A 24094-nucleotide genomic window follows, 5' to 3' on the forward strand; every position below is an offset into this window, starting at 1 on the left:
CACGGAAGGCGAATTATAGGGCCATCGTGCAAAAGTTGCCCTGAGGCTGCCCCGTCCCTTGACTAAACGTGACGATTATTGCGCAAACGCTTGTTGCAGTGCATAAACGGCGGCGGCAGGATCCGCTGCTTCCGTTACTGCCCGCACCACAGCCGCGCAACCGACGCCCGTCGCCAGCACGTCGGGCAGCACCTGCAGATCGATCCCGCCGATCGCCACCAGCGGCACCACGCCGTCGAGCAGCCGCACGTAGCGGGCTAGACGCTTGAGGCCCTGCGGCGCGGTCGGCATGACCTTGGTGGTGGTCGGAAACACCGCGCCCAGTGCAATGTAGCTCGGCCGGAAATGCAGCGCTTTCAGAATCTCGTAGAAACCGTGGGTCGACAGCCCGAGCCGAATGCCTCCCGCCGCGAGCGCGGCGAGGTCAGCCGTATGCACGTCTTCCTGACCGAGATGGACGCCGTACGCGCCGGCTTCGAGCGCGGCCAGCCAATGGTCGTTGATGAACACCTGGGCGTCGTGCTGGCGGCCGACGGTCACGCAGCGGGCGATTTCGCGCTTCAGTTCATCGGCGGGTTCGGCCGATTTGCGGCGCAACTGCACGGTCTTCACGCCGAAGCCCACCACGCGTTCGACCCATTCCGCCGTCGGCAGCACCGGATAAAGGCCGAGCCGGTCCGGGCAGCGCGCGAACGCCTGGGCCGGCGCGTCGGGCAAGCCGGCGAGACGCGGGAAATGGCTGAGATCGGCGGGAAAGGCGTCGTCGGCGCGGGTTTCATCGCCGTCGCGCCAGGCCAGCGCGAGCACCAGCGCGTCATGCGGGTCGAAGCCGCAGTCGAGGAAAGCCGCCAGCGCGGCAATCCAGTCTTCCGCCAGATGGCCTTCGAGGCGGTATTTTTCGCCGCCAAGATGCAGCGTCGCTTTGTCTTCAGCGGCTTCGATCACGCCGGCGCCCCGCACCAGCCAGCGCGCCACCTGCTCGCCATGCTGCTGCGCGTCGGCGATGACGATCAGATCGCCGCCGTTCGGTTCGTCCGGCGCGGTCAGGCAGATGCGCCACGGCGCATGCGTCGGCGGCCAGTCGCCCAGCCGGGCGCGGATGCGCTCGGTGGCTTCGGTGAGTTCGTCGGCGGGCGGCCAGAACAGGTCGCGGTCTTTCAATGTCAACGTCTGTGTCATGCGGCGCTCCCGTCTTGATGCCAGAACGGCATGCCGACCACCGGCGTGCTCGCGTGCGCGCTTTCGCGCTCGGCCATCGGCCCCGCCAGAAAAGCCTGGCGGCCCGCTTCGACGCCCAGCGCGAAGGCGCGCGCCATCGCGTCGGGATGCGTCGCCTGCGAAACCGCCGTGTTCAGCAACACGCCGTCGAAACCCCATTCCATGACCTGCGCCGCATGCGACGGTACGCCGAGGCCAGCGTCGACGATCAGCGGCACGTCCGGCAGCCGTTCGCGCAATACGCGCAGGCCGTACGGATTGATCACGCCCTTGCCGGTGCCGATCGGCGCGCCCCACGGCATCAGCGCCTCACAACCGGCGTCCAGCAGACGACGGCCGATCACCAGGTCTTCGGTGCAATACGGCAGCACCTTGAAGCCGTCCTTGACCAGTTGCGCGGCCGCTTCGATCAGGCCGACCGGGTCGGGCTGCAGCGTGTAGTCGTCGCCGATCAGTTCGAGCTTGATCCACTCGGTCTCGAAAATTTCGCGCGCCATGTGCGCGGTCGTCACCGCCTCGCCGACCGTCAGGCAGCCGGCCGTGTTCGGCAGGAGCGGCACGCCGTGGCGCTTGAGCAGGTCGAAGAAGCCGGCTTCGGCGCCGCCTTCGTTCATCTGCCGGCGCAACGCGACGGTCACCATGCCGGGCCGCGCCGCGTCGATCGAATCGGACAGCGATTGCAGCGACGGATAGCGCGAAGTGCCGAGCAGCACGCGGCTCGCGAAGGTCTGGCCGTAGAGCGTGAGCGCATCGGCGGTTTGGGGGGAAGTCATTTGCATAATCCTGTTTGTCTCCGGCAATCGGCGTTCCGGCAATGCGTGGCGGGCGCTCAGCCGCCGGCCACGGGTTGCACGACATCGAGCTTGTCGCCCGTGCGCAGCGCGCGCGCCGCATGCTGGGTGCGCGCCACGAAGTCGCCGTTCAGCGCGACCGCGAACGGCGGACGCGCGCCGAACGCGGTGAGCGCGTCGGCGACAGTCGCGCCTTCGGGCAGCGACAACGGCTTCTGATTGATATGAATGTCCATGGCGTTCGAATACGTTTCAGTCGATGGCGAAAGCGGCGTGGCGTGGAGCGCTCGTTTGGGTAAAGACCAGTCGCGCAACGCTCATGCCGGCTCCCGCGCGGAGTCCAGTTGAAAAAGCTCGCTCCAGCGCGCATCGCGCTGCCAGTCGGCGAAGGCATCGGCGTCGCCGATGCGGCCGTCGAGCAGCGCCGCGGCGAAGCGCACGGCTTCGTCGGCGACTTCGGGCACGATCATGTAGCCGTGCCGGTACAGGCCGTTCACGCGCAGTGTCTGCGCACCGTCCCACAGCAAGGCCGGACGGTGGTCCGGCAAAGTTGGGCGGCACTGCGAATTCAGTTCGAGAATGCGTGCCTCGCCGAAGCCGGGATGCACGGAAAACGCCGCGCTCAACAGTTCGAGCGCGGAACGCACGCTGACCGGCGACATGTCCTCGCCTTCCACTTCGGTCGCGCCGATCACGTAGAGGTCGTCCTGCTTCGGCGCGATGTAGAGCGGGTAGCGTGGATGCAGCAGCCGCACCGGCCGCGTCAGTTTGATACCGGGCGCATGCACGCGCGCCACTTCGCCGCGAATGCCGCGCAGCGTGGGCAGCACGGGCTTCGCGCCGAGGCCGCGGCAGTCGATCGTGATGCGGGCGGGAGGCAGCGCGCGATCGTCGACGGGCGTATTCCAGTGCGTGTCGACACCACGTTGCGCGAGGCCCGCGGCCAGTGCGCTCAGCACCTGACGGTTATCCAGTTGCCCTTCACGCGGCAACAGCCAGCCCTGATTGAAGCGTCCCGCCAAAGCAGGCTCGGCGGCGCCGAGCTGCGCGCCCGCGAGCGTGACGAAGCCGCCGTCCAGCAACTCAGCCGGGGCATTCGAGCGCACCCGGCGCTCGAACAGCGGTGCTTCGGTACGGTCGGCGTGATGCCAGACGACCAGCGTGCCATTGCGTTGAAAGAACACCGGCTCAGGAAGTTCGGCCAGCACTTGCGGCCAGGTTTCGAGCGAACTCGCGCCTAGGCGCGTGATCAGCAACTCGGCGCTGGCGGCTTCCGCGAGCGGCGCCAGCATGGCCGCGGCGACCCACGCGGCCGATTGCGTACCAGCGGCGTCGCCGCGCTCATAGAGCGCCACGCGATGCCCCTGCCCGGCGAGACGCCACGCCACCAGCCGCCCGCACAGGCCGCCGCCAAGCACCGCGAAATCGGGTTGCGCAGAACGCGTCATCGCGCACACTCCGTTTCAGGACGGCAAGCAAAGCTGAAGCGCGGCGCGCCGACGGCGGCGTGACGAAGAGCAAAACACATATCTGAAGAATAGGCGGTCATCGAGTCCTTTCCGTACGGCAAAAAAACGCACGTACCCAGGACGAAACCGGCGGGTGAGGCCGGCCGGGCAATGCGCGTTCCAATGACGGACGCTGCCCGGCGGGGAATGGAAGACTGGCTGCTTCCGGAAACTTCCCGCGCCGGTATTACCCGGATCGGGTGCAAAGGGTGTCTCTCAGCCTCGCCGCTGCGCCATGAAAACCATGCCGCCTGTGCGCGAAGCACCCCTGTTTCGTCGAAGGTCATTAGACCATAAAAGGCGCGGCGCCCGCAAACCAGCGGCTGGCCGCCTCGCGCGCGATTTGATCCGGCACCATCTTTCACGTTATCAATACGGCCGAAGGCGGCGCTCTGGCACAATGCCAGCACAGGATGCCGCACGAACGCGGCGCGGGCGGCACGCCGTCCCGCCATGTTCGCAGCGGCACCGGCGCGGGGCCTCGCGGCGCAAATTAATTTTCGCTTAAGGGCTTCACGCCAGAATCTGACGCTCACCCAGGCGTGCGTTCGTCGAGCACGACGCCCGGGCATGTACCGCAAACCCGCCGCAGGGCAGCCCGCAGACGGGCCTGCCCCGATGGGTCAGCCCCGAATGGGCCAGCACTACTTCAGGATGCTCATGACACCGAATACCTCTGCCACCCCCGTGCTGCCGCCGGACGAAAAAGTCTCCGCCTGGAGCCTGATCAAACCCTACTGGGTTTCCGAAGAACGAAAAACGGCATGGGGCCTGCTCATCGCGATCATCGTGATGAATCTGCTCGTGGTGTGGATCAACGTGCGCCTGAACCGCTGGAGCGCCGACTTCTACAACGCGCTGCAAACCAAGAACGTGCACGACTTCCCGCATCTGCTGATGGTGTTCTCGGGGCTCGCGTTCGGTTTCATCATACTTGCGGTGTACGGCCGCTACCTGCGCCAGATGCTCGGCTTCCGCTGGCGCCAGTGGCTGACCACGCGCTATCTGAACGAGTGGCTGAAGGACAGCGCGTTCTACCGGATCGAACGCGACCGCCTCGCCGACAACCCGGACCAGCGGATCAGCGACGACCTGCAGTCATTCGCCACCAGCACGCTCTCGCTGACGCTCGACCTGCTGTCCACCGTCGTCACGCTGGTGTCGTTCATCACGATCCTGTGGTCACTCGCCGGCGCTCTGACCATTTCGCTCGGCGGCATGCCGATCGAGATTCCCGGCTACATGGTGTGGGCCGCGGCGCTTTACGCCGTGGTCGGTTCGCTGATCATCCAGAAGGTCGGCCATCCGCTCGTGCCGATCAACTACCAGGCGCAGAAAGTCGAGGCGGATTTCCGTTTCGGCCTGATCCGTCTGCGTGAAAACGCCGAACAGATCGCCTTCTACAACGGCATGGACACCGAGAAGACGAACGCGCACTCGCTGTTCGGCCGCATCCGCGACAACTGGTGGCAGGTGATGAAGTACACCAAGCGGCTCACGTTCGTGCTGAGCTTCTATGGCCAGATCGCGATCATCTTCCCGCTGGTGGTCGCCGCGCCGCGCTACTTCGCCGGCGCCTTCACGTTCGGCGTGCTGATGCAGATCTCCAGCGCATTCGGCACCGTCAGCGATTCGTTCTCGTGGTTCATCAACAGTTACGGCACGTTGGTCGAATGGCGCGCCACGGTGAACCGGTTGCGTGAATTCAAGCGCGTCGTGCACGCGCCGCGTCTGAAGGAATCGGTCTCGCCGGCTACCGCGCATGGCGGCATCAATCTGCATTTCGTCGACGAGGACAAGCTCTCCACCGACGGCCTCAAGCTCGCCCTGCCCAACGGCAACCCGTTGTCGCGCATTCGCGATGTCGCGATTCAGCCGGGCTCGCGCTGGCTGGTGCGCGGCCCGTCGGGCTCGGGCAAGAGCACGCTGATGCGCGCCCTCGCCGGCTTGTGGCCGTTCGGCGACGGCTCGATCGACGCCCCGGTCAACGCGCGCATGATGTTCATCCCGCAGGTGAGCTACATGCCGATCGGCACGCTCAAAGCGGCGCTCGCCTATCCGTCCGCCGTCGACACCTACACGGACGACGAATGCCGCGAGGCGCTCGTCGTGTGCCATCTGTCGGAATACGCGGACCGTCTGCAGGAGTCGGGACACTGGACCCGCATTCTCTCGCCGGGCGAGCAACAGCGCCTCGCCGCCGCGCGCGTGCTGCTGCACAAGCCGGACTATCTGTTCCTCGACGAAGCGACCAGCGCGCTCGACGCGGAAAACGAAGCGCGTCTGTATCGCCTGTTCACGGAGCGGCTGCCGAAGGCGGCGATTGTCAGCGTTGCGCATCGCGAGTCGCTGGCTGCATTCCATGACGAGACGCTCGAAGTCGAGCGCTCGGGCGAAGCGGTCGCGGCATGACCACCATGAGCCGCGTGAGTGACCTGAACGACGCCGGCAGCGCCGGATTCGAACGCGTCGTGCTGATCACCGGCGCGGGCTCCGGCATCGGCGCCGCTCTCGCCCGGCGCATCGCCGCGCCACGCTCGGCCTTGATGTTGCACGCACGCGGCGCCGATCATGACGCGCGTGAACGGCTCGCGCAAGTCGCCGTCGATTGCAGCGCGAACGGCGCGCGCTGCGCGACGGTGTTCGGCGACCTCGCCGAACGCGGGGCCGCGGAACATGTGGTCCACCAAACGCTGGCGAGCTTCGGCGCACTCGATCAACTCGTCGCCAACGCGGGACACGCGCAGCGCCAAACGCTGAATGCGCTCGATCCCGACGCGCTCGGCGCAGCCTTTGCGGCGATGCCCGCCGCCTTCGCGGCGCTCGTCAAACGCGCGACACCCGCACTGGAAACCTCGAAGCGCGGCCGCGTGATCGCACTCAGTTCGTTCGTTGCGCACCGCTATCGCGCGGACGCGCCGTTTGCCGCGACCGCCGCCGCGAAAGCAGCGCTCGAGTCGCTGGCGAAAACCGCAGCCGCCGAACTGGCACCGCACGGCGTGACGGTCAATTGCGTGGCGCCCGGCTATACCCGTAAAGATCGCGGGCCGAGTGCCGATAATGCATCGGTGTGGACTCGGGCTGCCGAAGCGACGCCGCTCGGGCATGTCGCCGAACCGGCGGATGTCGCCGCGTTGATCGCGTTCCTGCTCTCTGACGAAGCGCGTCATATCACCGGCCAGGTGATTCATGTAGACGGTGGTCTCACGCTCGGGTGAGTGACGGGCGAACCGCGCCACGCCGACCGTAGGAGCCACACGCGCGGCCACTCAGCCGCAACGCTCGCTCACGCCGCACCGCCTGACCGCTTCACCCAGCCACGCCAGATCGCAGCGGCCGCCGCCGCATCCCTTCGCGATCCCAGGCAATACCCCGCAACATCCCGAAACACGCGAGAAGAGTTCGAAAGCATTTGCGAAGCGGGCAAGCTGTTCCGCGCTTTGGAAATGCCCCCCAGCGGCGACGATAGTCGTGCGGGCCGTACCACGTCCTGCCCCACGTCATTCATCGCTACTGGATTCTCCGCCCATGTCATTCGATCGCCGCTCCCATCCTTTGACCCAGCGTCTCGCGCTGGCTCTCGGCGCCGCGCTGCTCGTCACGAGCGCCGCGCACGCAGCCCAGGCGACTCAGGCAAATCTGGCCAACGAGCCGGCCGACGTTTGCCCCGCGCTCAAGCACATCGTCGACGCGGCCGATTTCCGGCAGTTGCAAACCCAAGCCGCCGCGCAACTGCCGGGCACGTCGAGCGCCGACGACTGCCACGCCAACACGCACGCCTACGATTGCCACTGGCGCGTGCACTGGCAAGCCGACGGCGTCGTCACCGATCCGCTCGAAGAGTTCGGCGCCGATGTCGCTGCCTGCTTCCCGAACGTCGTGCACGACGTCAACACACCGACGCGCCAGCATTTCATCGTCACCACTGCCGAGCGGCGCGTCAGCGTCACGGCAAGCGTGCAAGGTCAAAACGAACTGCGCCTGCGCGTCACGCGCTGACGCTCGATCCAGAGCGCAGCTATCCGCGGTGATTCGCTGTGATTCACCGCATCCACTGACCGCCACCAGGCACCGCATCATGACCTTCATGCCGAGCATGCGCGCTTATGCTTTCACGCGAGCCTCTCGCGCCGCGTGGGTCACGTTGCGGCGTCCCTGCGCGTGGCTCGCCGTTTCCGCCACACTGGCGGTCGGTCTGAACGGCTGCGCCTGGACGCTGATCCAGGCCGCCGATGCCACCGGCTCCGTGATTCAGGCGGGCTACGCGATCGCAGCGAACTATTCGTCGCCGACCTTCGTCAACGGCCGGCCGGCCGAGGTGAGTAACGTCTGCATCGAAGTGAATCAGAACGTGTCGGTCGGCGATTTCGTGCCGGCGCTGCAACTCGCACTCGACCGGCGCGGGATTCGTTCGGACGTCTACAATCCGGGCACCTCGCCCGCCGGGTGTGAGGCGCGCCTCGTCTACAACGCCGCGATCGACTACGGTCGCCGCTCGTTCAGCGACGAAACGATCCAGTATCTGTCGATCATCGACCTGACGCTGATTCAGAACGGCCGCATTCTCGTCACGGCCCGTTATCAGACCGGCGGCCTGAACACCGATCGCTTTTCCTCGGCGTCGACCAAGCTCAACGGCCTGATCGAGCGAATGGTGGTCGATCGAACCGACTTCGCGCGGCAGCCGCTGCAGACCATTCAGACCTCCCAGGCGAACTAGGCACGCGGGCTCTTGCTTTCTCTTACACGGGAAAGGATTCGAAAGCGTTACGCGCTTTGCTCCGCCCGCGCCGTTCTCTAAGATGACCTGAATGAACCAATCCATTCTGGTCGTCGACGACGACCCCGTCGTACGTGAGCTCGTCAGCGGCTATCTGCAAGGGCGCGGCTTCAAGGTGGACACGCTCGAGCATGGCATGGCGCTGCAGCGTCGCTTGCAGGACGAGCGTCCCGCCTTGATCGTGCTCGACATCATGATGCCGGAGCTCGACGGCATCAGCGCGCTGCGCGCCTTGCGGGTGGCCGGCGACGACATTCCCGTGATTCTGCTGACCGCACGCTCCGATCCGATCGATCGCGTGATCGGCCTCGAACTCGGCGCGGACGACTATCTCGGCAAGCCCTTCGAACCGAGCGAACTGGTCGCGCGGATTCGCACCGTGCTGCGCCGTCGTGGCAGTATTGCGCCGAGCGCGCCGGAGCAGCGCGCGCCGTACCGTTTCGGCCGTTTTGAAGTGAATTTCCCGGCGCGCGAATTACGCCGCGATGGCGAGCGCATCACGCTGCGTTCGAGCGAATTCGCCATGCTCAAGGTATTCGTCAGCCACGCGATGACCGTGCTCACGCGCGCGCAGTTGCTGGAGAAACTGCACGGCAATAGCGAGCTGCATCGCAATCGCAGCCTGGACGTCTCGATCTGGCGTTTGCGCCGGCTGATCGAAGTGGATCCGTCCGAGCCGCGCTATGTGCAAACCGTGTGGGGACGCGGCTACGTATTCGTGCCGGACGGTGAAATCGGCGCGGCCGAACGCAGCGCCTGACGCATGCATGAAGTGCGACGGACATCCCACTTCATGCATCTCTTGCGTTTCAGGTATCCAACGCGTCGTCGCCGGCTCAGAACGTCAGCACGCTCATGAACATTCGCTGCAGCCAACCCATCGTCGTGGAGTCGGACACCATGCCCACGCCCGCCTGTTCGATGCGCGCGTTCGCGACCTTGCTCGACGCCACGTAGTTGCCCGCTTCGATATCCTTAGGATTGACGATGCCCGACAGTCGCAGCCGGTCGCGGTTGCCGCTCATCGCAATCACCTTCTCGCCCGACACCACGAGATTACCGGTCGACATCGTGCCGATCACAGTGACGGCGAGCGTGCCGCTCATGCCGCTGATGTCGGTGATATTGCCCTGCCCTTTGTATTCAGTGCTCGCCGAGCCGATGTTGAACAGGCGCGCGAGCCGCGCGGCGGCATTGGTGGACTGGTCGGCGGCGTCGGCGGTAATGCTGCTCGAACGGCTCGCCGCCGCGGTCGCGCTGTTGTTGCCGCTATACGATTCCGCTAGACGGATCGTCAGCACGTCGCCGATATGCTGGGCGCGCGGCGTTTCGTACAGCAGCAACGGCGTGCCAGCCTGATAGATCGCGCCTTGCGTGTTGACGTTCAGCGGCGCCGAGGCGAGCGGCGGCGCCATCGGCGTATCGACGATCGAGTTTTGCTGGTGGCTCGCGCAAGCCGCAAGGCAAGCCGCCGCGCCCAGCGCGACAGTCAGACGTAGCGTAGTCATGCATGCTCCTTGTTCGAAACGGGCCTGATGGCCATACTCATTGGCCCACTCATTGGCCACACTCGTGCCGCGCATCAACCCGCCTCCGCGCCGCTCGCCTGCCATTGCCGCACGACCGACTTCACCCACGCGTCCGAGCCCTTCAGCAGATAAGTGAGCGTGCCGTTGCGCGTACCCGGCAGAAAGCACAACGTGATCGAACTGACCGCGTTTTCCCAGACATAGGTGGGCATCGCGCCGGACGCCGACACGTTCTGCGTCGCGAGACGCGGCGGCCCGTAGCGGTCCGCGAGCGCGTCGCGCAAGTCCTCGGCGGTGATCTCGTCGATCACGAAAGAAATCTCGTACAGATGCAGCGCGCTTTGCCCGTCCACTCGCGCGAAGCGCAGCACGTGCTCTAACGCAGGCGCCCCGTCGACCACCGCCTGCGACACCGCCCAGCCGTTGTCCGCGCGATGCGCCCAGCGGCATGCCACCGTCAGACTGTCGTGCGACTTGAGCCGCATGCCGAGCGCGCCCGCCTGCACGTCCGTCTCGCAGACCGGCACGCTGCCGAGCGGCGTCGCCCGCACGCTCGAGCCCGCGCGGAATTCGTCGAGCGTGATGCCGAGCGCGATGCCACGAAACGCGAACGGCGCGTCTTGCGGGCGCCGCCGTGCATCGACGGAAGGCTCTTTCGACGCGGCGCTCGCCGCACTCGCGTCGCGCGCGGGCGGCTGCGCTTCAGCACTCGACGACAGTACGCCGCCCAGCAACGCCAGCGCCCAGGCAATCCGTTTGAGTGTCATGATTCAGTCGATGGCGGATGAACACATGTCGAACGGCGAGGCCGCGGCATGGCCGACGACCGGGATGATTTTCAGCGTGGCCGAAGTCAGCCGGCACGGCAGCGCGGCAACGGCGCAGCCACCCAGGGGCAGCAGCGCCGCGCCGAGCGTCAACCACGCAACGACACGCATGAAGCGGTGAAGAATTCTCGGGGTCGACACATGGGCCTCGGTACGTCAGGCTGTCGTATTGACGTGGTGCCCGACCAGCCCAGCGGGCAGCGACGGCTGCGGCTGGGTGGCGGACTCCCTGGCTTGCCCGGCGGCGCCCGGGTTGTTGGCGGCTGCGGGCCTTTCGGCCGGCGGCATCGGCGCCAAGGAAGAAAAGCGGGTTGAAGTGAGATTGCTTGGAACGGTCATGGTGAGCCTCGCGTGGCGCTAGGTTTCGATTTCACGCCGCTTGCCGTGGGCCCAAGGCGTTAGGCTGTTCTCAGCATGCGGCGCAACGTACTGCACGACGAATCATCTCGCCGACCACGCAGTGCCGATGCACGAAGGAAAGCGCGCTTTCCACCGGTTCTTACGACCTGTTCCTACCCGTTGCGACCTGTTTCGACCGGTTCCAGATGCGCGCAAATTCTTTCTTCGGAGGGATGTTGGCGATGCGAAACGAATTCAGCACCACTGCGCGTGTCGCCAGATATGGCGCCGCTGAAATATGCCGCGAGCCTTGCGTGGCAGGCCTGACAAGCGAGCCGCCGCGAAGCGGCGCGGCATGCCGTAAGCATTGGTAAGAAAACAGTCGGCCGCGCGTCGCGCGCGCCAGTCTAAAATTTCGCCATGAATCCACAGGTCCTCATCGTCGACGACGATCCGGTCGTACGCGATCTACTTTGCAAGTTTCTGCAATCGAACGGCTTCGACGCGTCCGTGCTCCACGACGGCACGCATCTCCAACGCCGGCTCGAACGCGAACGGCCGTCCGTCGTCGTGCTCGACATCATGATGCCGAACACCGACGGCTTGCGCGCGCTCACCGCGCTGCGCGCCGCCGGCGACGACATTCCGGTGATCTTCGTGACGGCGCGCGGCACCGTGGCCGACCGCATCGTCGGGCTCTCGCTCGGCGCAGACGACTACCTGACCAAGCCGTTCGATCCGCGCGAATTGCTGGCCCGCATCCACACGGTGCTGCGCCGGCGCGGGCCGTCCACCACGAGCGCGCCGGAAGCCCGCAAGCCGTATCGCTTTGGGCCGTTCGAACTCGACTTCGCCACGCGTTCGCTGTGCCGCGACAACTCGAAGCTGGCGCTGCGCGACAGTGAGTTCGCGCTCCTGAAGATCTTCGTCAACAATCCGTACAAGGTGCTGTCGCGCGTGCTGATTCACGATCTCGTGCATCGCGACAATCTCGCCTTCCGCGACCGCAGCCTCGACGTGCCGATCTGGCGTCTGCGCCGCGTGATCGAAGACGACCCGTCGAATCCCTGCTACGTGCAGACGGTGCGCGGCAAAGGCTACGTCTTCGTGCCCGACGCCGACGGCACGCCCTTCGCCGACGAGGCCGCCGCAAGCGCATGAAAAACCCGCTGAACACGCTGTTCGGCAGAATGGCGTTACTCTCGGCGGCGGTGTTGTTCGCGATTCAGGCCGGCTGGTTCGTGCTGGTGGTGATGCAGCCGCCGCGCCATGAAATCGACGGCTTCGCGCGCGGCATCCTGCTAGTGCTGCAAGCCATCAACGGCGAGCCGATGAAGGGCGCCGCTCTCGCGCCCGCCATGCGCGTGCATCTCGTGCCCACCTGGAACATGCCGGCGAGCGTGCATCTGCACCAGCCGACCCAGCGTCCGCTGGAAGAACTGAGCCGGCATCTGCGCGAGAACCTGCCGCCCGGCACGCAGATCGCCGTCGACGACCTGCGCCCGCCGCAGTTATGGGTGCTGTTTCCCGGCAAGTCGAACTGGGTCGTGGTGCCGGTCGACGTGCCGCCGCGCCCGCGCTTCCTGATCGAGGCGATCTCGATGCTGCTCGCCGCGCTGATCCTCTCGCTGTTCGCGGTCTGGCAGATGCAGCGGCCGCTCTCGCGCGTCGCCGACGCCGCGCGCGCATTCGGCTCGGGCGGCCGTCCGGAACCCGTGACGGTGCAAGGCCCACGCGAATTGCGCGATCTGATCGGATCGTTCAACGACATGATGCGGCGCCTGAACGAAGCGGGCGACGACCAGGCCGTAATGCTGGCCGGCGTCGCGCACGATCTGAAGGCGCCGCTCACGCGCCTGAAGTTGCGCGCGAGCGTGCTGGTCGCCGAAAGCGAACGTGCCGGTCTGATTCGCGATGTCGACTCGCTCACCAATATCGTCCAGCAGTTTCTCGAATTCGCGGGCCAGTCCGCCGACACCGGGCCGCCGGTCGAAGTCGACGACTTTTTGCAGGAACAGTTCTCCGCCAGCGACAGCACCGAAACGCCGCTCTTCACGCTCGATCTGCGCGCCGGTTCAGCTTTCACGTTGCCGCGCACGTTGCTGGACCGGCTGGTCACGAACCTCGTCGATAACGCGCTCGAACACGGTGCGCCGCCGGTGGATATCGTCACCGCCCGCACTGACGGCCATTGGGTGATCAGCGTGCGCGACCACGGTCCCGGCATCCCCGACGACCGCGTCGCCGCCGCGATGAAGCCGTTCGTCCGGCTCGACGCCGCGCGTGGCGGCGAAGGCCATTGCGGCCTCGGCCTCGCGATCGTCGCGCGGCTCGCGCACGATCGCGGCGGACGGTGTCACGTGCGCAATCACGCGCAAGGCGGCCTGGAAGTGCGGATCGAATTGCCGGTGGTGCCGGCGTCGACGTGAGAGAGAGTTGGGCGGGCGCTTACGCGCCCTTACTGCATGAACCATCACAGGCGCGGCGGCTTTATAGTCGCCCCCGGCAACCTCGATGCCGCCCTTCTCTGTCCGCCCAGTCACTTGGGGCGGACTTTTTTTGCCTGCTTCGAGCGCGCGGCGTGGACTTCTCAGACCACCAAGCGGCTGTGCAAGGTGTCGATGGTCGTCTGCGAGACGCCGAGGCCTTGCGTCAGATAGCTCACCATCGTGCCGTAGCTCGCCTGCACCTGGTCGAACCCGGCCTGCAGATAATTTTCCTGAACATTCATCAAAGGCGCTTCGGCCGATGCGACGGCGTCGCCGTCCTGCGCGCGCAACCTGTCGGTTTGCGCCTTGATCGACGGCACCAGATAGACGTTGCTCAGCAGATAGTCCTGCATGATGACGTCGAGCGGAACGTTCGCGATGCTGAGCAGAAGCGCCGCGACCCAGCCAGCGCGGTCCTTGCCCGCGTTGGAGTGAAAGAGTTGCGCGCCGGGTCCGTCGGCGAGCCTCGTCAGCAGCGCACCGTAAGCGGCGCGCTGGGCGGCGCCGGTGACATAGCCGCGCGCCTGCGCCTCCATGAACGCGACGGCGGCACCCGCCGTATCGAAGGGCTGCGCCACGAAGTCCGTGATGCCGAGCACGTTGAGCGTCTGGCTAGTCGCGCCACCCGGCAAGATATCAGCGGTGCGCGCGATTTCACCGGGCGTGCGCAGATCGTAGACCGAGGCAATGCCGAGCCGGTCTATCGTGGCCTGGTCGGTGGCGTTGAGCGTCAATGCGTTCGCGCGATAGAACGCGCCTCGGCGCATCTGCTTGCCGTCGACGGTCGGATAACCCGCGGCCGCTCCCGCCAGATCGCGGAAGTTGTCGACCGACGCAAGGCGCGGCGTGGCCGGCTGATCGGCGTCGAGGTTGCCGCCGCCGCACGCGGACAGCAGCGAGCTGCCCATGCCGGAAACCAGCAGCACACTGGCTGAGCGCTTCAGAAAAGTGCGGCGCGAGGCCAGCGGCGCCTCGTCTGAGATCTGGCTTGCCCGCGGGAACGTGCTCGCGGAGCGACTGGATGGCGAGCAGGTTTTTGCGGTAGCGGGCATTCGGCGTGGCTGTCGCGGGCGTGAGTGGATTAGTCGCAGCATCGGCGCTGCGAGCGCAGTTTAACCACGGCAAATAATGTTTGGGTTACACGGTAGTAGTTGGTAAGGAAAAAGATCTTCGCGCGTATCGCCCGAACAGCGCGATCGCCAGCCTGGCTGTGGATCTGGCCTTTCCTCGGCCTGATTTCTCCGGCATTTCATCTGTTATCGGTTTCTTACCGTTCCCTGCCATTTTTGACCACAACTGGCCCCACGACGCCCCATCCCCGTAGAATACAAACACCCCACATTCACGCCAACGGCAGGCCAACAAGCCCTGGAGACCACAACAAAACATGCCTTCTCTCCAATGGTTCACCGAACTGACACAGCGAGAACGCCGCACTCTGTACGCCGGCTTCGGCGGTTACGCGGTCGACGCCTTCGACTTCATGATTTACTCCTTCCTCATTCCGACGCTGATCGCGACATGGGGCATGACCAAAAGCGAAGCCGGCATGATCGCCACCAGTTCGCTGATCTCATCGGCGGTGGGCGGCTGGCTTGCCGGCATTCTCGCTGACCGCTACGGCCGTATCCGCGTGCTGCAGTGGACCATCGCCACCTTCGCGCTCTTCACCTTTCTGTCCGGCTTCACGCATTCGTTCTGGCAGTTGCTCACCACGCGCACGTTGCAAGGCATCGGCTTCGGCGGTGAATGGTCGGTCGTGACGATCATGATGGCCGAGACCATTCGCTCGCCTCAGCATCGCGCGAAAGCCGTGGGCACCGTGCAGAGCAGTTGGTCGTTCGGCTGGGCGGCTGCGGCCATCATTTACTGGGCGTTCTTCGCGCTGCTGCCGGAGCAATACGCATGGCGCGCCTGCTTCTGGATCGGCCTGCTACCCGCCGCGTGGATCATCTACATTCGCCGCAACGTGAGCGATCCGGATATTTTTCTCGAAACGCGCCGCGCTCGTGAGAGCGGTTTCGACACCTCGCATTTCCTGCAAATCTTCTCGGGCGATCACCTCAAAACCACTTTGCTCGGCAGTGCGCTGTGCACCGGCATGCTCGGCGGCTATTACGCGATCACCACCTGGCTGCCGACCTATCTGAAAACCGTGCGCCATCTGTCGGTGTTCAACACCAGTGGCTATCTGATCGTGCTGATCGTCGGTTCGTTCACCGGGTATATCGTCGGCGCGATACTCTGCGACAAGATCGGCCGGCGCGCGTCGTTCGTGCTGTTCGCGATCGGCTCTTTCGTACTCGGCATGTTCTACACCATGCTGCCGATCACCGACGGCATGATGCTCGCGCTCGGCTTTCCGCTCGGCATCGTGGTGCAAGGGATTTTCGCGGGCGTGGGCGCTTACCTGTCGGAGCTTTATCCGAACGCGATACGCGGTTCGGGTCAAGGGTTCTGCTACAACCTCGGACGCGGACTCGGCTCGTTCTTTCCGATTCTGGTCGGTACACTGTCGCAAACCATGACGCTGGTGAAGGCGATGGGCATCGTGGCCGGCTCGGGCTACCTGCTCGTGATCGTCGCCGCGTTGTGTCTGCCCGAAACCAAGGGCAAGGTACTCGGCACGACTCGCCCCGCCGCCTGAATCCGCAGTACACACACATGAAAACGATTGTTCTGGGCGGCGGCGTCATCGGCGTCGCCACGGCTTTTTACCTGCGCCAGCAGGGCTGCGAAGTCACCGTGATCGAGCGCGAGCCGGACGTCGCGCTCTCCACCAGTTTCGGCAACGCCGGCGTGATCGCGCCGGGCTATGTGACGCCTTGGGCCGCGCCCGGCATGCCGACGAAGATTCTCAAATACCTGTTCAAACCGGCCTCGCCGCTGATCTTCCGTCCGACCTTCGATCCGGCTCAATGGCGTTGGATCGCGCGCTGGCTGCGTGAATGCGACCTCGAACGGTTTCGCGTCAACAAGCAGCGCATGCAGCGCATTGCTTACTACAGCCGCGAGTGTCTGCACGAATTCCGCGGCCGTCATCCGTTCGACTACGGCCGCAGCCAGGGCTATCTGCAGTTGTTCCGCAGCGAGTACGACGTCGAGCTTGCGCAGCCGGCGCTCGCCGTGTTGCGCGATGCGGGCATCGCGCATCGCGAGGTTAGCGCGGCGCAATGCGTCGAGATCGAGCCTGGTTTGCGCTGGGCTCGCCAGGCGCCGCTCTCGGGCCTCTATCTGCCCGACGACGAAGCCGGCGACTGCGCCCGCTTCACCCGCGAACTGCGCGCGATCTGCGAGCGCAACGGAGTGCGCTTTCGTTTCGACACGCGCGTCACGTCGCTCGATGTGCAAGGCGGTGCGGTGCGCGCGGTGGGTATCGAGAGCGAGCGGGGCGCCGCGATGCTGCACGCGGATGCCGTGGTGGTAGCGCTAGGCGTCGACAGCGCGGCGCTGCTGGCGCGGCTCGGCGTGAAGGTGCCGCTTTATCCGGTGAAAGGCTATTCGGCGACGCTGCCCGTCACCGACGAAGAAAAAGCCCCGCGCGCCGCGCTGATGGACGAATCGCTGAAAACGGCGATCACTCGTTTCGGCAACAACTTGCGAGTTGCCGGCACTGCGGAACTCGGTAATCGGCAGACCACCTTGCGCGAACAGGCGCTGCAAACGCTGATGAAAGTGCTCAGCGACTGGTTCCCGCACGCGGCCAATCCCACGTCAGCGCATTTCTGGGTAGGCCGCCGTCCGATGACACCCGATGGCGCGCCGCTGCTCGGTCCGTCCGGCGTGGAGAAACTGTGGTTGAACCTCGGGCACGGCTCGACGGGCTGGGCGATGTCGATGGGTTCGGGACGCGTCGTCGCGGATCTGATCACGCACCGCAAGCCGGAGATCGATCTCGATGGACTGACCTTGGCGCGGTATCGCAAGCCTCGCGGGTAGACACACACATAGCGCCGCGTCGCGCAGACATTAAAAAGCCGGGTCACCCTCTCAGGTGCCCGGCTTCATTTTTTACCGCTCGATGTGCCACTGACGTGGCACATTGTCGTCTCCACCTCTTCCTGCAAGCAGTAGCCAGTTTCCACGCCACAGTCAGAGCGTGAAAACCCGACGGAGACGTTTACCGCGGCAGTTCCGAATGACCCATCAGGAACGCGTCAACTGAACGCGCGCACTGACGGCCTTCACGAATCGCCCACACCACCAGCGACTGACCACGGCGCATGTCGCCCGCGGTGAACACCTTGTCCACCGACGTGTAATACGCCTTGTCGCCTTCGGTCGACGCACGCACGTTGCCGCGCGCATCCTTGTCGACGCCGAACGCTTCGAGCACCGGCGACACCGGCTGCGTGAAACCCATGGCGAGCAGCACCAGATCGGCCTTCATTTCGAATTCGGAGCCCGGCACTTCCTGCATCTTGCCGTCCTTCCATTCGACGCGCGCGGCGATCAGCTTCTCGACCTTGCCGTTCTTGCCTTCGAGGCGCTTGGTCGCGACCGCCCAATCACGCGAGCAGCCTTCGTCATGCGACGACGAAGTGCGCAGCTTGATCGGCCAGTACGGCCACACGAGCGGCTTGTTCTCTTCTTCCGGCGGTTGCGGCAGCAGTTCGAACTGCGTGACGCTCTTCGCGCCGTGACGATTCGACGTGCCCACACAGTCCGAACCCGTATCGCCGCCGCCGATCACGACGACATGCTTGCCCTTCGCGAGCAGCTGGTTCGCGACCTTGTCGCCGGCATTGACCTTGTTCTGTTGCGGCAGGAATTCCATCGCGTAGTGGATGCCTTCCAGCTCGCGGCCCGGCACCGGCAGATCGCGCGGCGTTTCCGAACCGCCAGCGATCACCACGGCGTCGAATTCTTCCTTCAGCTGATCCGGCGTGATGGTTTCCTTCGCCGTGCTGCCGATGTGCGCCGGCAGCGAATCTGCCTTGCCGATGAACACGCCCGCGCGGAACGTCACGCCTTCGGCTTCCATCTGGCGCATGCGGCGATCGATCAACCACTTCTCCAGCTTGAAGTCGGGAATGCCATAACGCAGCAAACCACCGATGCGGTCGTTCTTTTCGAACACGGTGACATCGTGCCCCGCGCGCCCGAGTTGCTGCGCGACGGCCAAACCGGCGGGGCCGGAACCGACCACGGCGACCTTCTTGCCGGTCTTGTGCTTCGGCGGCTGCGGCGCAACCCAGCCTTCGGCCCATGCCTTGTCGATGATCGCGTGTTCGATCGACTTGATGCCGACCGGGTCGTCATTGATGCCGAGCGTGCACGCCGCCTCGCACGGCGCCGGGCAGATGCGGCCCGTGAACTCGGGGAAGTTGTTCGTCGAGTGCAGCACTTCGATCGCGTTCTTCCAGTCCTGATGGAACACCAGGTCGTTGAAGTCCGGGATGATGTTGTTCACCGGGCAGCCGTTGTTGCAGAACGGAATGCCGCAGTCCATGCAGCGCGCGCCTTGAATCTTCGCTTCGTCGTCGGTCAGTGCGGCGACGAATTCCTTGTAGTGCTTCACACGCGTGAGCGGAGCTTCGTACGCCTCGTGGCGGCGTTCGAACTCGAGAAAACCGGTTGCCTTGCCCATGTGGTTCTCTTCTCTATCTGTATCTAGGGGTGATCTGGACCCGTCGCGTCGCACCGTTGAACGGTCGCGCGCGGCGGGTACGGCTAAAGGTGACGTCTTGCTGTTGAACAGCGTTGCGAATCAGGCGGCGAGCACTTCCTTGTTCGCCTTCTTCGCGGCCATTTCGCCCAGCGCGCGCTTGTATTCGGTCGGGAACACCTTCACGAATTGACGGCGCGACGCGTCCCAGTTTTCGAGCAGCGCCTTGGCGCGCGGCGAACCCGTGAACTGGAAGTGACGCTCGATGAGTCCCTTGAGCAGCGCTTCGTCGGTCGTGCCGGTGTGCCACAGGCCCTTGTCAACCGTGCGTTCCTGTTCGGCCGTTTGCAGGACCGGATCGAGCGCGACCATCGACTTGTTGCACTTGCCTGCGAACGTGCTGTCCGGGTCGTACACATAGGCGACGCCGCCCGACATGCCGGCCGCGAAGTTACGGCCCGTTTCGCCGAGCACGACCACCGTGCCGCCCGTCATGTATTCGCAACCGTGGTCGCCCGTGCCTTCGACAACCGCCGTCGCGCCCGAGTTACGCACGCAGAAGCGCTCGCCCGCGACGCCGCGGAAGAACGATTCACCTTCGATCGCGCCGTACATGACCGTGTTGCCGCAAATGATGTTCTCTTCCGACTTGCCGCGGAAATCGTTGGTCGGACGGATGATGATGCGGCCGCCCGACAGGCCCTTGCCGACGTAATCGTTGCCGTCGCCAACCAGGTCCAGCGTGATGCCCTTGGCGAGGAACGCGCCGAAGCTCTGGCCCGCGGTGCCCTTCAACTGGATGTGGATCGAGTCGTCGGGCAGGCCGTCGTGGCCGTACTTCTTCGCGATCGTGCCGGACAGCATCGCGCCGACCGTACGGTTCACGTTACGCACCGGCTGGATGAACGAGACGTGCTCGCCCTTCTCGATCGCCGCCTTCGCCTTCTCGATCAGCGTGTGATCGAGTGCCTTGTCCAGACCGTGGTCCTGCACGTCCACATGCTTGCGCGCCACTTCGGCCGACACTTGCGGCAGATAGAACACGCGCGAGAAGTCGAGGCCCTTCGCCTTCCAGTGCTCGATGCCCTTCTTCATATCGAGCAGTTCGGCATGGCCGATCAGGTCGTCGAACTTGCGGATGCCCAGTTGCGCCATGATTTCGCGCGCTTCTTCCGCAACGAAGAAGAAGAAGTTCACGACGTGTTCCGGCTGGCCCTGGAACTTCGCACGCAGCACCGGATCTTGCGTCGCGACGCCGACCGGGCAGGTGTTCAGATGGCACTTGCGCATCATGATGCAGCCTTCGACGACGAGCGGCGCCGTCGCGAAACCGAACTCGTCCGCGCCGAGCAGCGCGCCGATCACGACGTCGCGGCCGGTCTTCATCTGACCGTCGGCCTGCACGCGGATACGGCCGCGCAACTGGTTCAGCACCAGCGTTTGCTGCGTTTCGGCGAGACCGAGTTCCCACGGCGTGCCGGCATGCTTCACCGACGACAGCGGCGACGCGCCCGTGCCGCCATCATGGCCGGCGATCACGACGTGATCGGCCTTCGCCTTGGCGACACCTGCGGCAACCGTACCGACGCCCGATTCCGACACCAGCTTCACCGAGATGCTTGCCGCCGAGTTGGCGTTCTTCAGATCGTGGATCAGCTGCGCCAAGTCTTCAATCGAGTAGATGTCGTGGTGCGGCGGCGGCGAAATCAGGCCGACGCCCGGCACCGAGTAACGCAGCTTGCCGATGTAGTCCGACACCTTGTGGCCCGGCAACTGGCCGCCTTCGCCCGGCTTCGCGCCCTGCGCCATCTTGATCTGGATCTGATCAGCGGACGCGAGGTATTCCGCGGTCACGCCGAAACGGCCCGACGCCACCTGCTTGATCTTCGAGCGCAGCGAATCGCCTTCCTTCAACGGAATGTCGACGATCACTTCGTCGCCGATCACCGACTTCATGGTGTCGCCGTTCTTGATCGGAATGCCGCGCAGTTCGTTGCGATAACGGTTCACGTCCTCGCCGCCTTCGCCGGTGTTCGACTTGCCGCCGATGCGGTTCATCGCGACTGCCAGCGTGGCGTGCGCTTCCGTGCTGATCGAACCCAGCGACATCGCGCCGGTGGCGAAACGCTTGACGATGTCTTTCGCCGATTCGACTTCGTCGAGCGGGATGGCCTTGGTCGGGTCGAACTTGAACTCGAACAGGCCGCGGAACGTCATGTGACGCTTGGTCTGATCGTTGATCAGATGCGCGTATTCCTTGTACGTCTGATATGAGTTGCTGCGTGCCGAATGTTGCAGCTTGGCGATCGCATCCGGCGTCCACATGTGTTCTTCGCCGCGCACGCGGTAAGCGTATTCGCCGCCCGCGTCGAGCATGTTCGCGAGGACCGGGTTGTCGCCGAACGCCTCGCGATGCAGACGGATCGCTTCTTCCGCGACGTCGAACAGGCCAATGCCGCCGACCTTCGACGACGTGCCCTTGAAGTACTTCTGCACCAGATCTTCAGCGAGACCGACGGCTTCGAAAATCTGCGCACCGGTGTACGACATGTAGGTCGAAATGCCCATCTTGGACATGACCTTCTGCAGGCCCTTGCCGACTGCCTTGGTGAAGTTGTAGACCGCCTTCTCCGCCGATAGGTCGCCCTTCAGGCCGGCTGCGAGCTGGCCAAGCGTTTCCATCGCGAGGTACGGGTGCACGGCTTCGGCGCCGTAGCCCGCGAGCAACGCGAAGTGGTGCGTTTCACGCGCCGAGCCGGTTTCCACGACCAGGCCCGCGCTCGTGCGCAGACCATGCTGCACGAGATGCGTGTGGATTGCGGCAGTGGCGAGCAGCGCCGGAATCGCGACGTTGTCGCGGTCGGTCTTACGGTCCGACACGATCAGCATGTTGTAGCCGGACTTGACCGCATCGACGGCTTCCGCGCACAGCGAGGCGAGGCGCGCTTCAATGCCTTCCTTGCCCCACGCCACCGGATAGCAGATGTTCAGTTCGTACGAGCTGAACTTGCCGCCCGTGTACTGATCGATCGCGCGGATCTTGGCGATGTCCTTGAAGTCGAGCACCGGCTGCGACACTTCGAGACGCATCGGCGGGTTGATGTTGTTCGTGTCCAGCAGGTTCGGCTTCGGACCGACGAACGACACCAGCGACATCACCATGTTTTCGCGGATCGGGTCGATCGGCGGGTTCGTCACTTGCGCGAACAGCTGCTTGAAGTAGTGGTAGAGCGTCTTGTTCTTGTTGGACATGACCGCCAGCGGCGAGTCGTTGCCCATCGAGCCGACGGCTTCTTCGCCGGCTTGCGCCATCGGCGCCATCAGGAACTTGAGGTCTTCCTGCGTGTAGCCGAACGCCTGCTGACGATCCAGCAAAGCAGCGGCTTCGCGGCGCTCCGTCACGACGTCTTCGGCCTTCGGCTCGATTTCGTCGAGCTTGATGCGCACGGCGTCGATCCAGCTCTTGTACGGCTTGGCGTTCGCGAGGTTGTCCTTCAGTTCCTTGTCGTCGATGATGCGGCCGTGTTCCATGTCGATCAGGAACATCTTGCCCGGCTGCAGACGCCACTTCTTGACGATCTTCGACTCGGGGATAGGCAGCGTGCCGGCTTCCGACGCCATGATGACCAGGTCGTCGTCCGTGACGATGTAGCGCGCCGGACGCAGGCCGTTACGGTCGAGCGTGGCGCCGATCTGGCGGCCGTCGGTGAAGGCGATCGCAGCGGGGCCGTCCCACGGCTCCATCATCGCGGCGTGGTATTCGTAGAACGCGCGGCGGTTGTCGTCCATCAGCGTGTGCTGTTCCCAGGCTTCCGGGATCATCATCATCATCGCGTGGACGAGCGGGTAGCCGGCCATCACCAGCAGCTCGAGACAGTTGTCGAACGAGGCGGTGTCCGATTGGCCCGGATAGATCAGCGGCCAGAGCTTCGGCAGATCGTCGCCGAGCACGTGCGACGCGATTGCGCCGGTTCGCGCGTTCAGCCAGTTGACGTTGCCCTTCACCGTGTTGATTTCGCCGTTGTGGGCGATCATGCGGTACGGGTGAGCCAGTTCCCACGCCGGGAACGTGTTGGTCGAGAAGCGTTGGTGCACCAGCGCCAGCGCCGACACCGTGCGCTCGTCCTGCAGGTCGCGGTAATACACGCCGACCTGGCCGGCCAGCAGCAGGCCCTTGTAGACGACCGTGCGCGCCGAGCACGACGGCACGAAGTATTCCTTGCCGTGCTTGAGCTTGAGCGCCTGGATGCGGTGGCTCGCGGTCTTGCGGATCACATACAGCTTCCGCTCGAGCGCGTCCGTCACCATGATGTCCTTGCCGCGGCCGATGAAGATCTGGCGGATCAGCGGCTCGCTCGCCTTGACGGTGGGCGAGATCGGCATGGTGTGGTCGACCGGCACGTCGCGCCAGCCCAGCACGACCTGGCCCTCGGCCTTCACCGTGCGCTCCAGCTCCTGTTCGCAAGCGAGACGCGACGCGTGTTCCTTCGGCAGGAAGACCATGCCGACGCCGTACTCGCCGTGCGGCGGCAGCACTACGCCCTGCTTGGCCATTTCCTCGCGATAGAAGCCGTCCGGAATCTGGATCAGGATGCCCGCGCCGTCGCCCATCAGCGGATCGGCGCCGACGGCGCCCCGGTGGTCGAGGTTCTCGAGAATCTTCAGGCCCTGCTCGATGATCTCGTGGCTTTTCTTGCCCTTGATGTGTGCGACAAAGCCGACGCCACAGGCGTCGTGCTCGTTTTGCGGGTCGTACAGACCTTGTGCGGCGGGAACCGGATGAGTCGGTTGCTGGTGGTCGTTCATGGGGACACCGTCTGTGAGGGGCCGGACAGGCCGTTAAACCATTTTTTCTATTGCCGCAGTGCGATTCACAACCGCGACGGCGCGCTCAACGCCCGATGCTACGCGCGTCAAAAAGCGCCGGAATTCGGAATATACGCGACGAATCAATGGAATAGCAAATAAAACGTGATCATCGAACCCCAATTATCAAGTTGGTGCA

General features: G+C 64.8%; 19 protein-coding genes and 1 riboswitch. Of the genes, 9 read left to right on the top strand and 10 right to left on the bottom strand.

Translation table 11 applies throughout. The annotated features are described in order from the left end of the window. Positions 1-75: 75 nt before the first annotated feature. The 4 genes from thiE to P0D73_RS23665 form a co-directional block, all read right to left on the bottom strand. Complete coding sequence (gene thiE, locus P0D73_RS23650; RefSeq protein ID WP_408286935.1) at positions 76-1179, bottom strand: thiamine phosphate synthase; 1104 nt, start codon at positions 1177-1179, stop codon at positions 76-78. Further along, positions 1176-1991 carry a thiazole synthase gene (locus tag P0D73_RS23655; protein WP_012434521.1) on the bottom strand — a complete coding sequence of 272 codons (816 nt, stop codon included), beginning with the start codon at positions 1989-1991 and terminating at the stop codon, positions 1176-1178. The genes thiE and P0D73_RS23655 overlap by 4 nt, the downstream gene beginning before the upstream one ends. 56 nt (positions 1992-2047) lie before the next feature. Next, on the bottom strand, positions 2048-2245 hold the full coding sequence (gene thiS / locus P0D73_RS23660; protein WP_132376735.1) for a sulfur carrier protein ThiS: 198 nt from the start codon (positions 2243-2245) through the stop codon (positions 2048-2050). 81 nt (positions 2246-2326) lie between these two features. Next, entirely contained in the window at positions 2327-3457 is a 1131-nt protein-coding gene (locus P0D73_RS23665) for an FAD-dependent oxidoreductase (RefSeq protein WP_408433001.1), read from the bottom strand. Positions 3458-3673: 216 nt separating this feature from the next. Beyond that, a riboswitch (TPP riboswitch) is annotated at positions 3674-3797 on the bottom strand. Between the two features lie 380 nt (positions 3798-4177). Between P0D73_RS23665 and P0D73_RS23670 the strand changes: the two genes are divergently transcribed. The 5 genes from P0D73_RS23670 to P0D73_RS23690 all read left to right on the top strand — a co-directional run bounded on the left by P0D73_RS23670 (position 4178) and on the right by P0D73_RS23690 (position 9057). Further along, positions 4178-5929 (top strand): ABC transporter ATP-binding protein/permease, encoded by a 1752-nt coding sequence (locus P0D73_RS23670; protein WP_408433003.1) that lies wholly within the window; start codon positions 4178-4180, stop codon positions 5927-5929. Beyond that, positions 5926-6735, top strand: a complete 810-nt coding sequence (locus P0D73_RS23675; RefSeq protein ID WP_408179063.1) for an SDR family NAD(P)-dependent oxidoreductase — start codon at positions 5926-5928, stop codon at positions 6733-6735. Before P0D73_RS23670 ends, P0D73_RS23675 begins: the two co-directional genes overlap by 4 nt. 310 nt (positions 6736-7045) lie before the next feature. Next, entirely contained in the window at positions 7046-7516 is a 471-nt protein-coding gene (locus tag P0D73_RS23680; protein WP_408433006.1) for a hypothetical protein, read from the top strand. A gap of 79 nt (positions 7517-7595) precedes the next feature. Then, positions 7596-8237, top strand: coding sequence for a hypothetical protein (locus P0D73_RS23685; protein WP_408179061.1), 642 nt, complete (start codon positions 7596-7598; stop codon positions 8235-8237). A gap of 91 nt (positions 8238-8328) precedes the next feature. Then, complete coding sequence (locus P0D73_RS23690; protein ID WP_408179060.1) at positions 8329-9057, top strand: response regulator; 729 nt, start codon at positions 8329-8331, stop codon at positions 9055-9057. Positions 9058-9133: 76 nt separating this feature from the next. On the opposite strand, the gene P0D73_RS23695 is transcribed toward P0D73_RS23690, so the two are convergent. The 3 genes from P0D73_RS23695 to P0D73_RS23705 form a co-directional block, all read right to left on the bottom strand. After that, entirely contained in the window at positions 9134-9805 is a 672-nt protein-coding gene (locus P0D73_RS23695; RefSeq protein WP_408433008.1) for a flagellar basal body L-ring protein FlgH, read from the bottom strand. A 74-nt stretch (positions 9806-9879) separates the two neighbouring features. Then, on the bottom strand, positions 9880-10593 hold the full coding sequence (locus tag P0D73_RS23700) for a hypothetical protein (protein WP_408286927.1): 714 nt from the start codon (positions 10591-10593) through the stop codon (positions 9880-9882). A gap of 3 nt (positions 10594-10596) precedes the next feature. Then, the gene (locus tag P0D73_RS23705; protein WP_308706150.1) at positions 10597-10764 is read right to left on the bottom strand and encodes a DUF6726 family protein; all 168 of its coding nucleotides are present in this window, start codon (positions 10762-10764) and stop codon (positions 10597-10599) included. A 648-nt stretch (positions 10765-11412) separates the two neighbouring features. Here P0D73_RS23705 and P0D73_RS23710 point away from each other — a divergent pair. Further along, the gene (locus tag P0D73_RS23710) at positions 11413-12153 is read left to right on the top strand and encodes a response regulator (protein WP_132376725.1); all 741 of its coding nucleotides are present in this window, start codon (positions 11413-11415) and stop codon (positions 12151-12153) included. Beyond that, the gene (locus P0D73_RS23715; RefSeq protein WP_408433010.1) at positions 12150-13421 is read left to right on the top strand and encodes an ATP-binding protein; all 1272 of its coding nucleotides are present in this window, start codon (positions 12150-12152) and stop codon (positions 13419-13421) included. The genes P0D73_RS23710 and P0D73_RS23715 overlap by 4 nt, the downstream gene beginning before the upstream one ends. A gap of 161 nt (positions 13422-13582) precedes the next feature. On the opposite strand, the gene P0D73_RS23720 is transcribed toward P0D73_RS23715, so the two are convergent. Then, a complete protein-coding gene (locus P0D73_RS23720; RefSeq protein ID WP_408433012.1) occupies positions 13583-14533 on the bottom strand; it encodes a tyrosine-protein phosphatase in 951 nt (316 codons plus the stop codon). A 335-nt stretch (positions 14534-14868) separates the two neighbouring features. On the opposite strand from P0D73_RS23720, the gene P0D73_RS23725 reads away from it, so the two are divergent. Next, on the top strand, positions 14869-16128 hold the full coding sequence (locus P0D73_RS23725; RefSeq protein ID WP_408433014.1) for an MFS transporter: 1260 nt from the start codon (positions 14869-14871) through the stop codon (positions 16126-16128). A 17-nt stretch (positions 16129-16145) separates the two neighbouring features. Beyond that, entirely contained in the window at positions 16146-17420 is a 1275-nt protein-coding gene (locus tag P0D73_RS23730) for a D-amino acid dehydrogenase (protein WP_408433016.1), read from the top strand. Positions 17421-17601: 181 nt separating this feature from the next. On the opposite strand, the gene P0D73_RS23735 is transcribed toward P0D73_RS23730, so the two are convergent. Together P0D73_RS23735 and P0D73_RS23740 are read right to left on the bottom strand one after the other, a co-directional pair. Next, positions 17602-19071 (bottom strand): glutamate synthase subunit beta, encoded by a 1470-nt coding sequence (locus tag P0D73_RS23735; protein ID WP_408317055.1) that lies wholly within the window; start codon positions 19069-19071, stop codon positions 17602-17604. 120 nt (positions 19072-19191) lie between these two features. Continuing rightward, the gene (locus P0D73_RS23740; RefSeq protein WP_132376719.1) at positions 19192-23895 is read right to left on the bottom strand and encodes a glutamate synthase-related protein; all 4704 of its coding nucleotides are present in this window, start codon (positions 23893-23895) and stop codon (positions 19192-19194) included. Positions 23896-24094: the final 199 nt, after the last annotated feature.

The sequence above is a fragment of the Paraburkholderia sp. RL18-101-BIB-B genome (assembly GCF_046026985.1).
Lineage (GTDB): Bacteria > Pseudomonadota > Gammaproteobacteria > Burkholderiales > Burkholderiaceae > Paraburkholderia.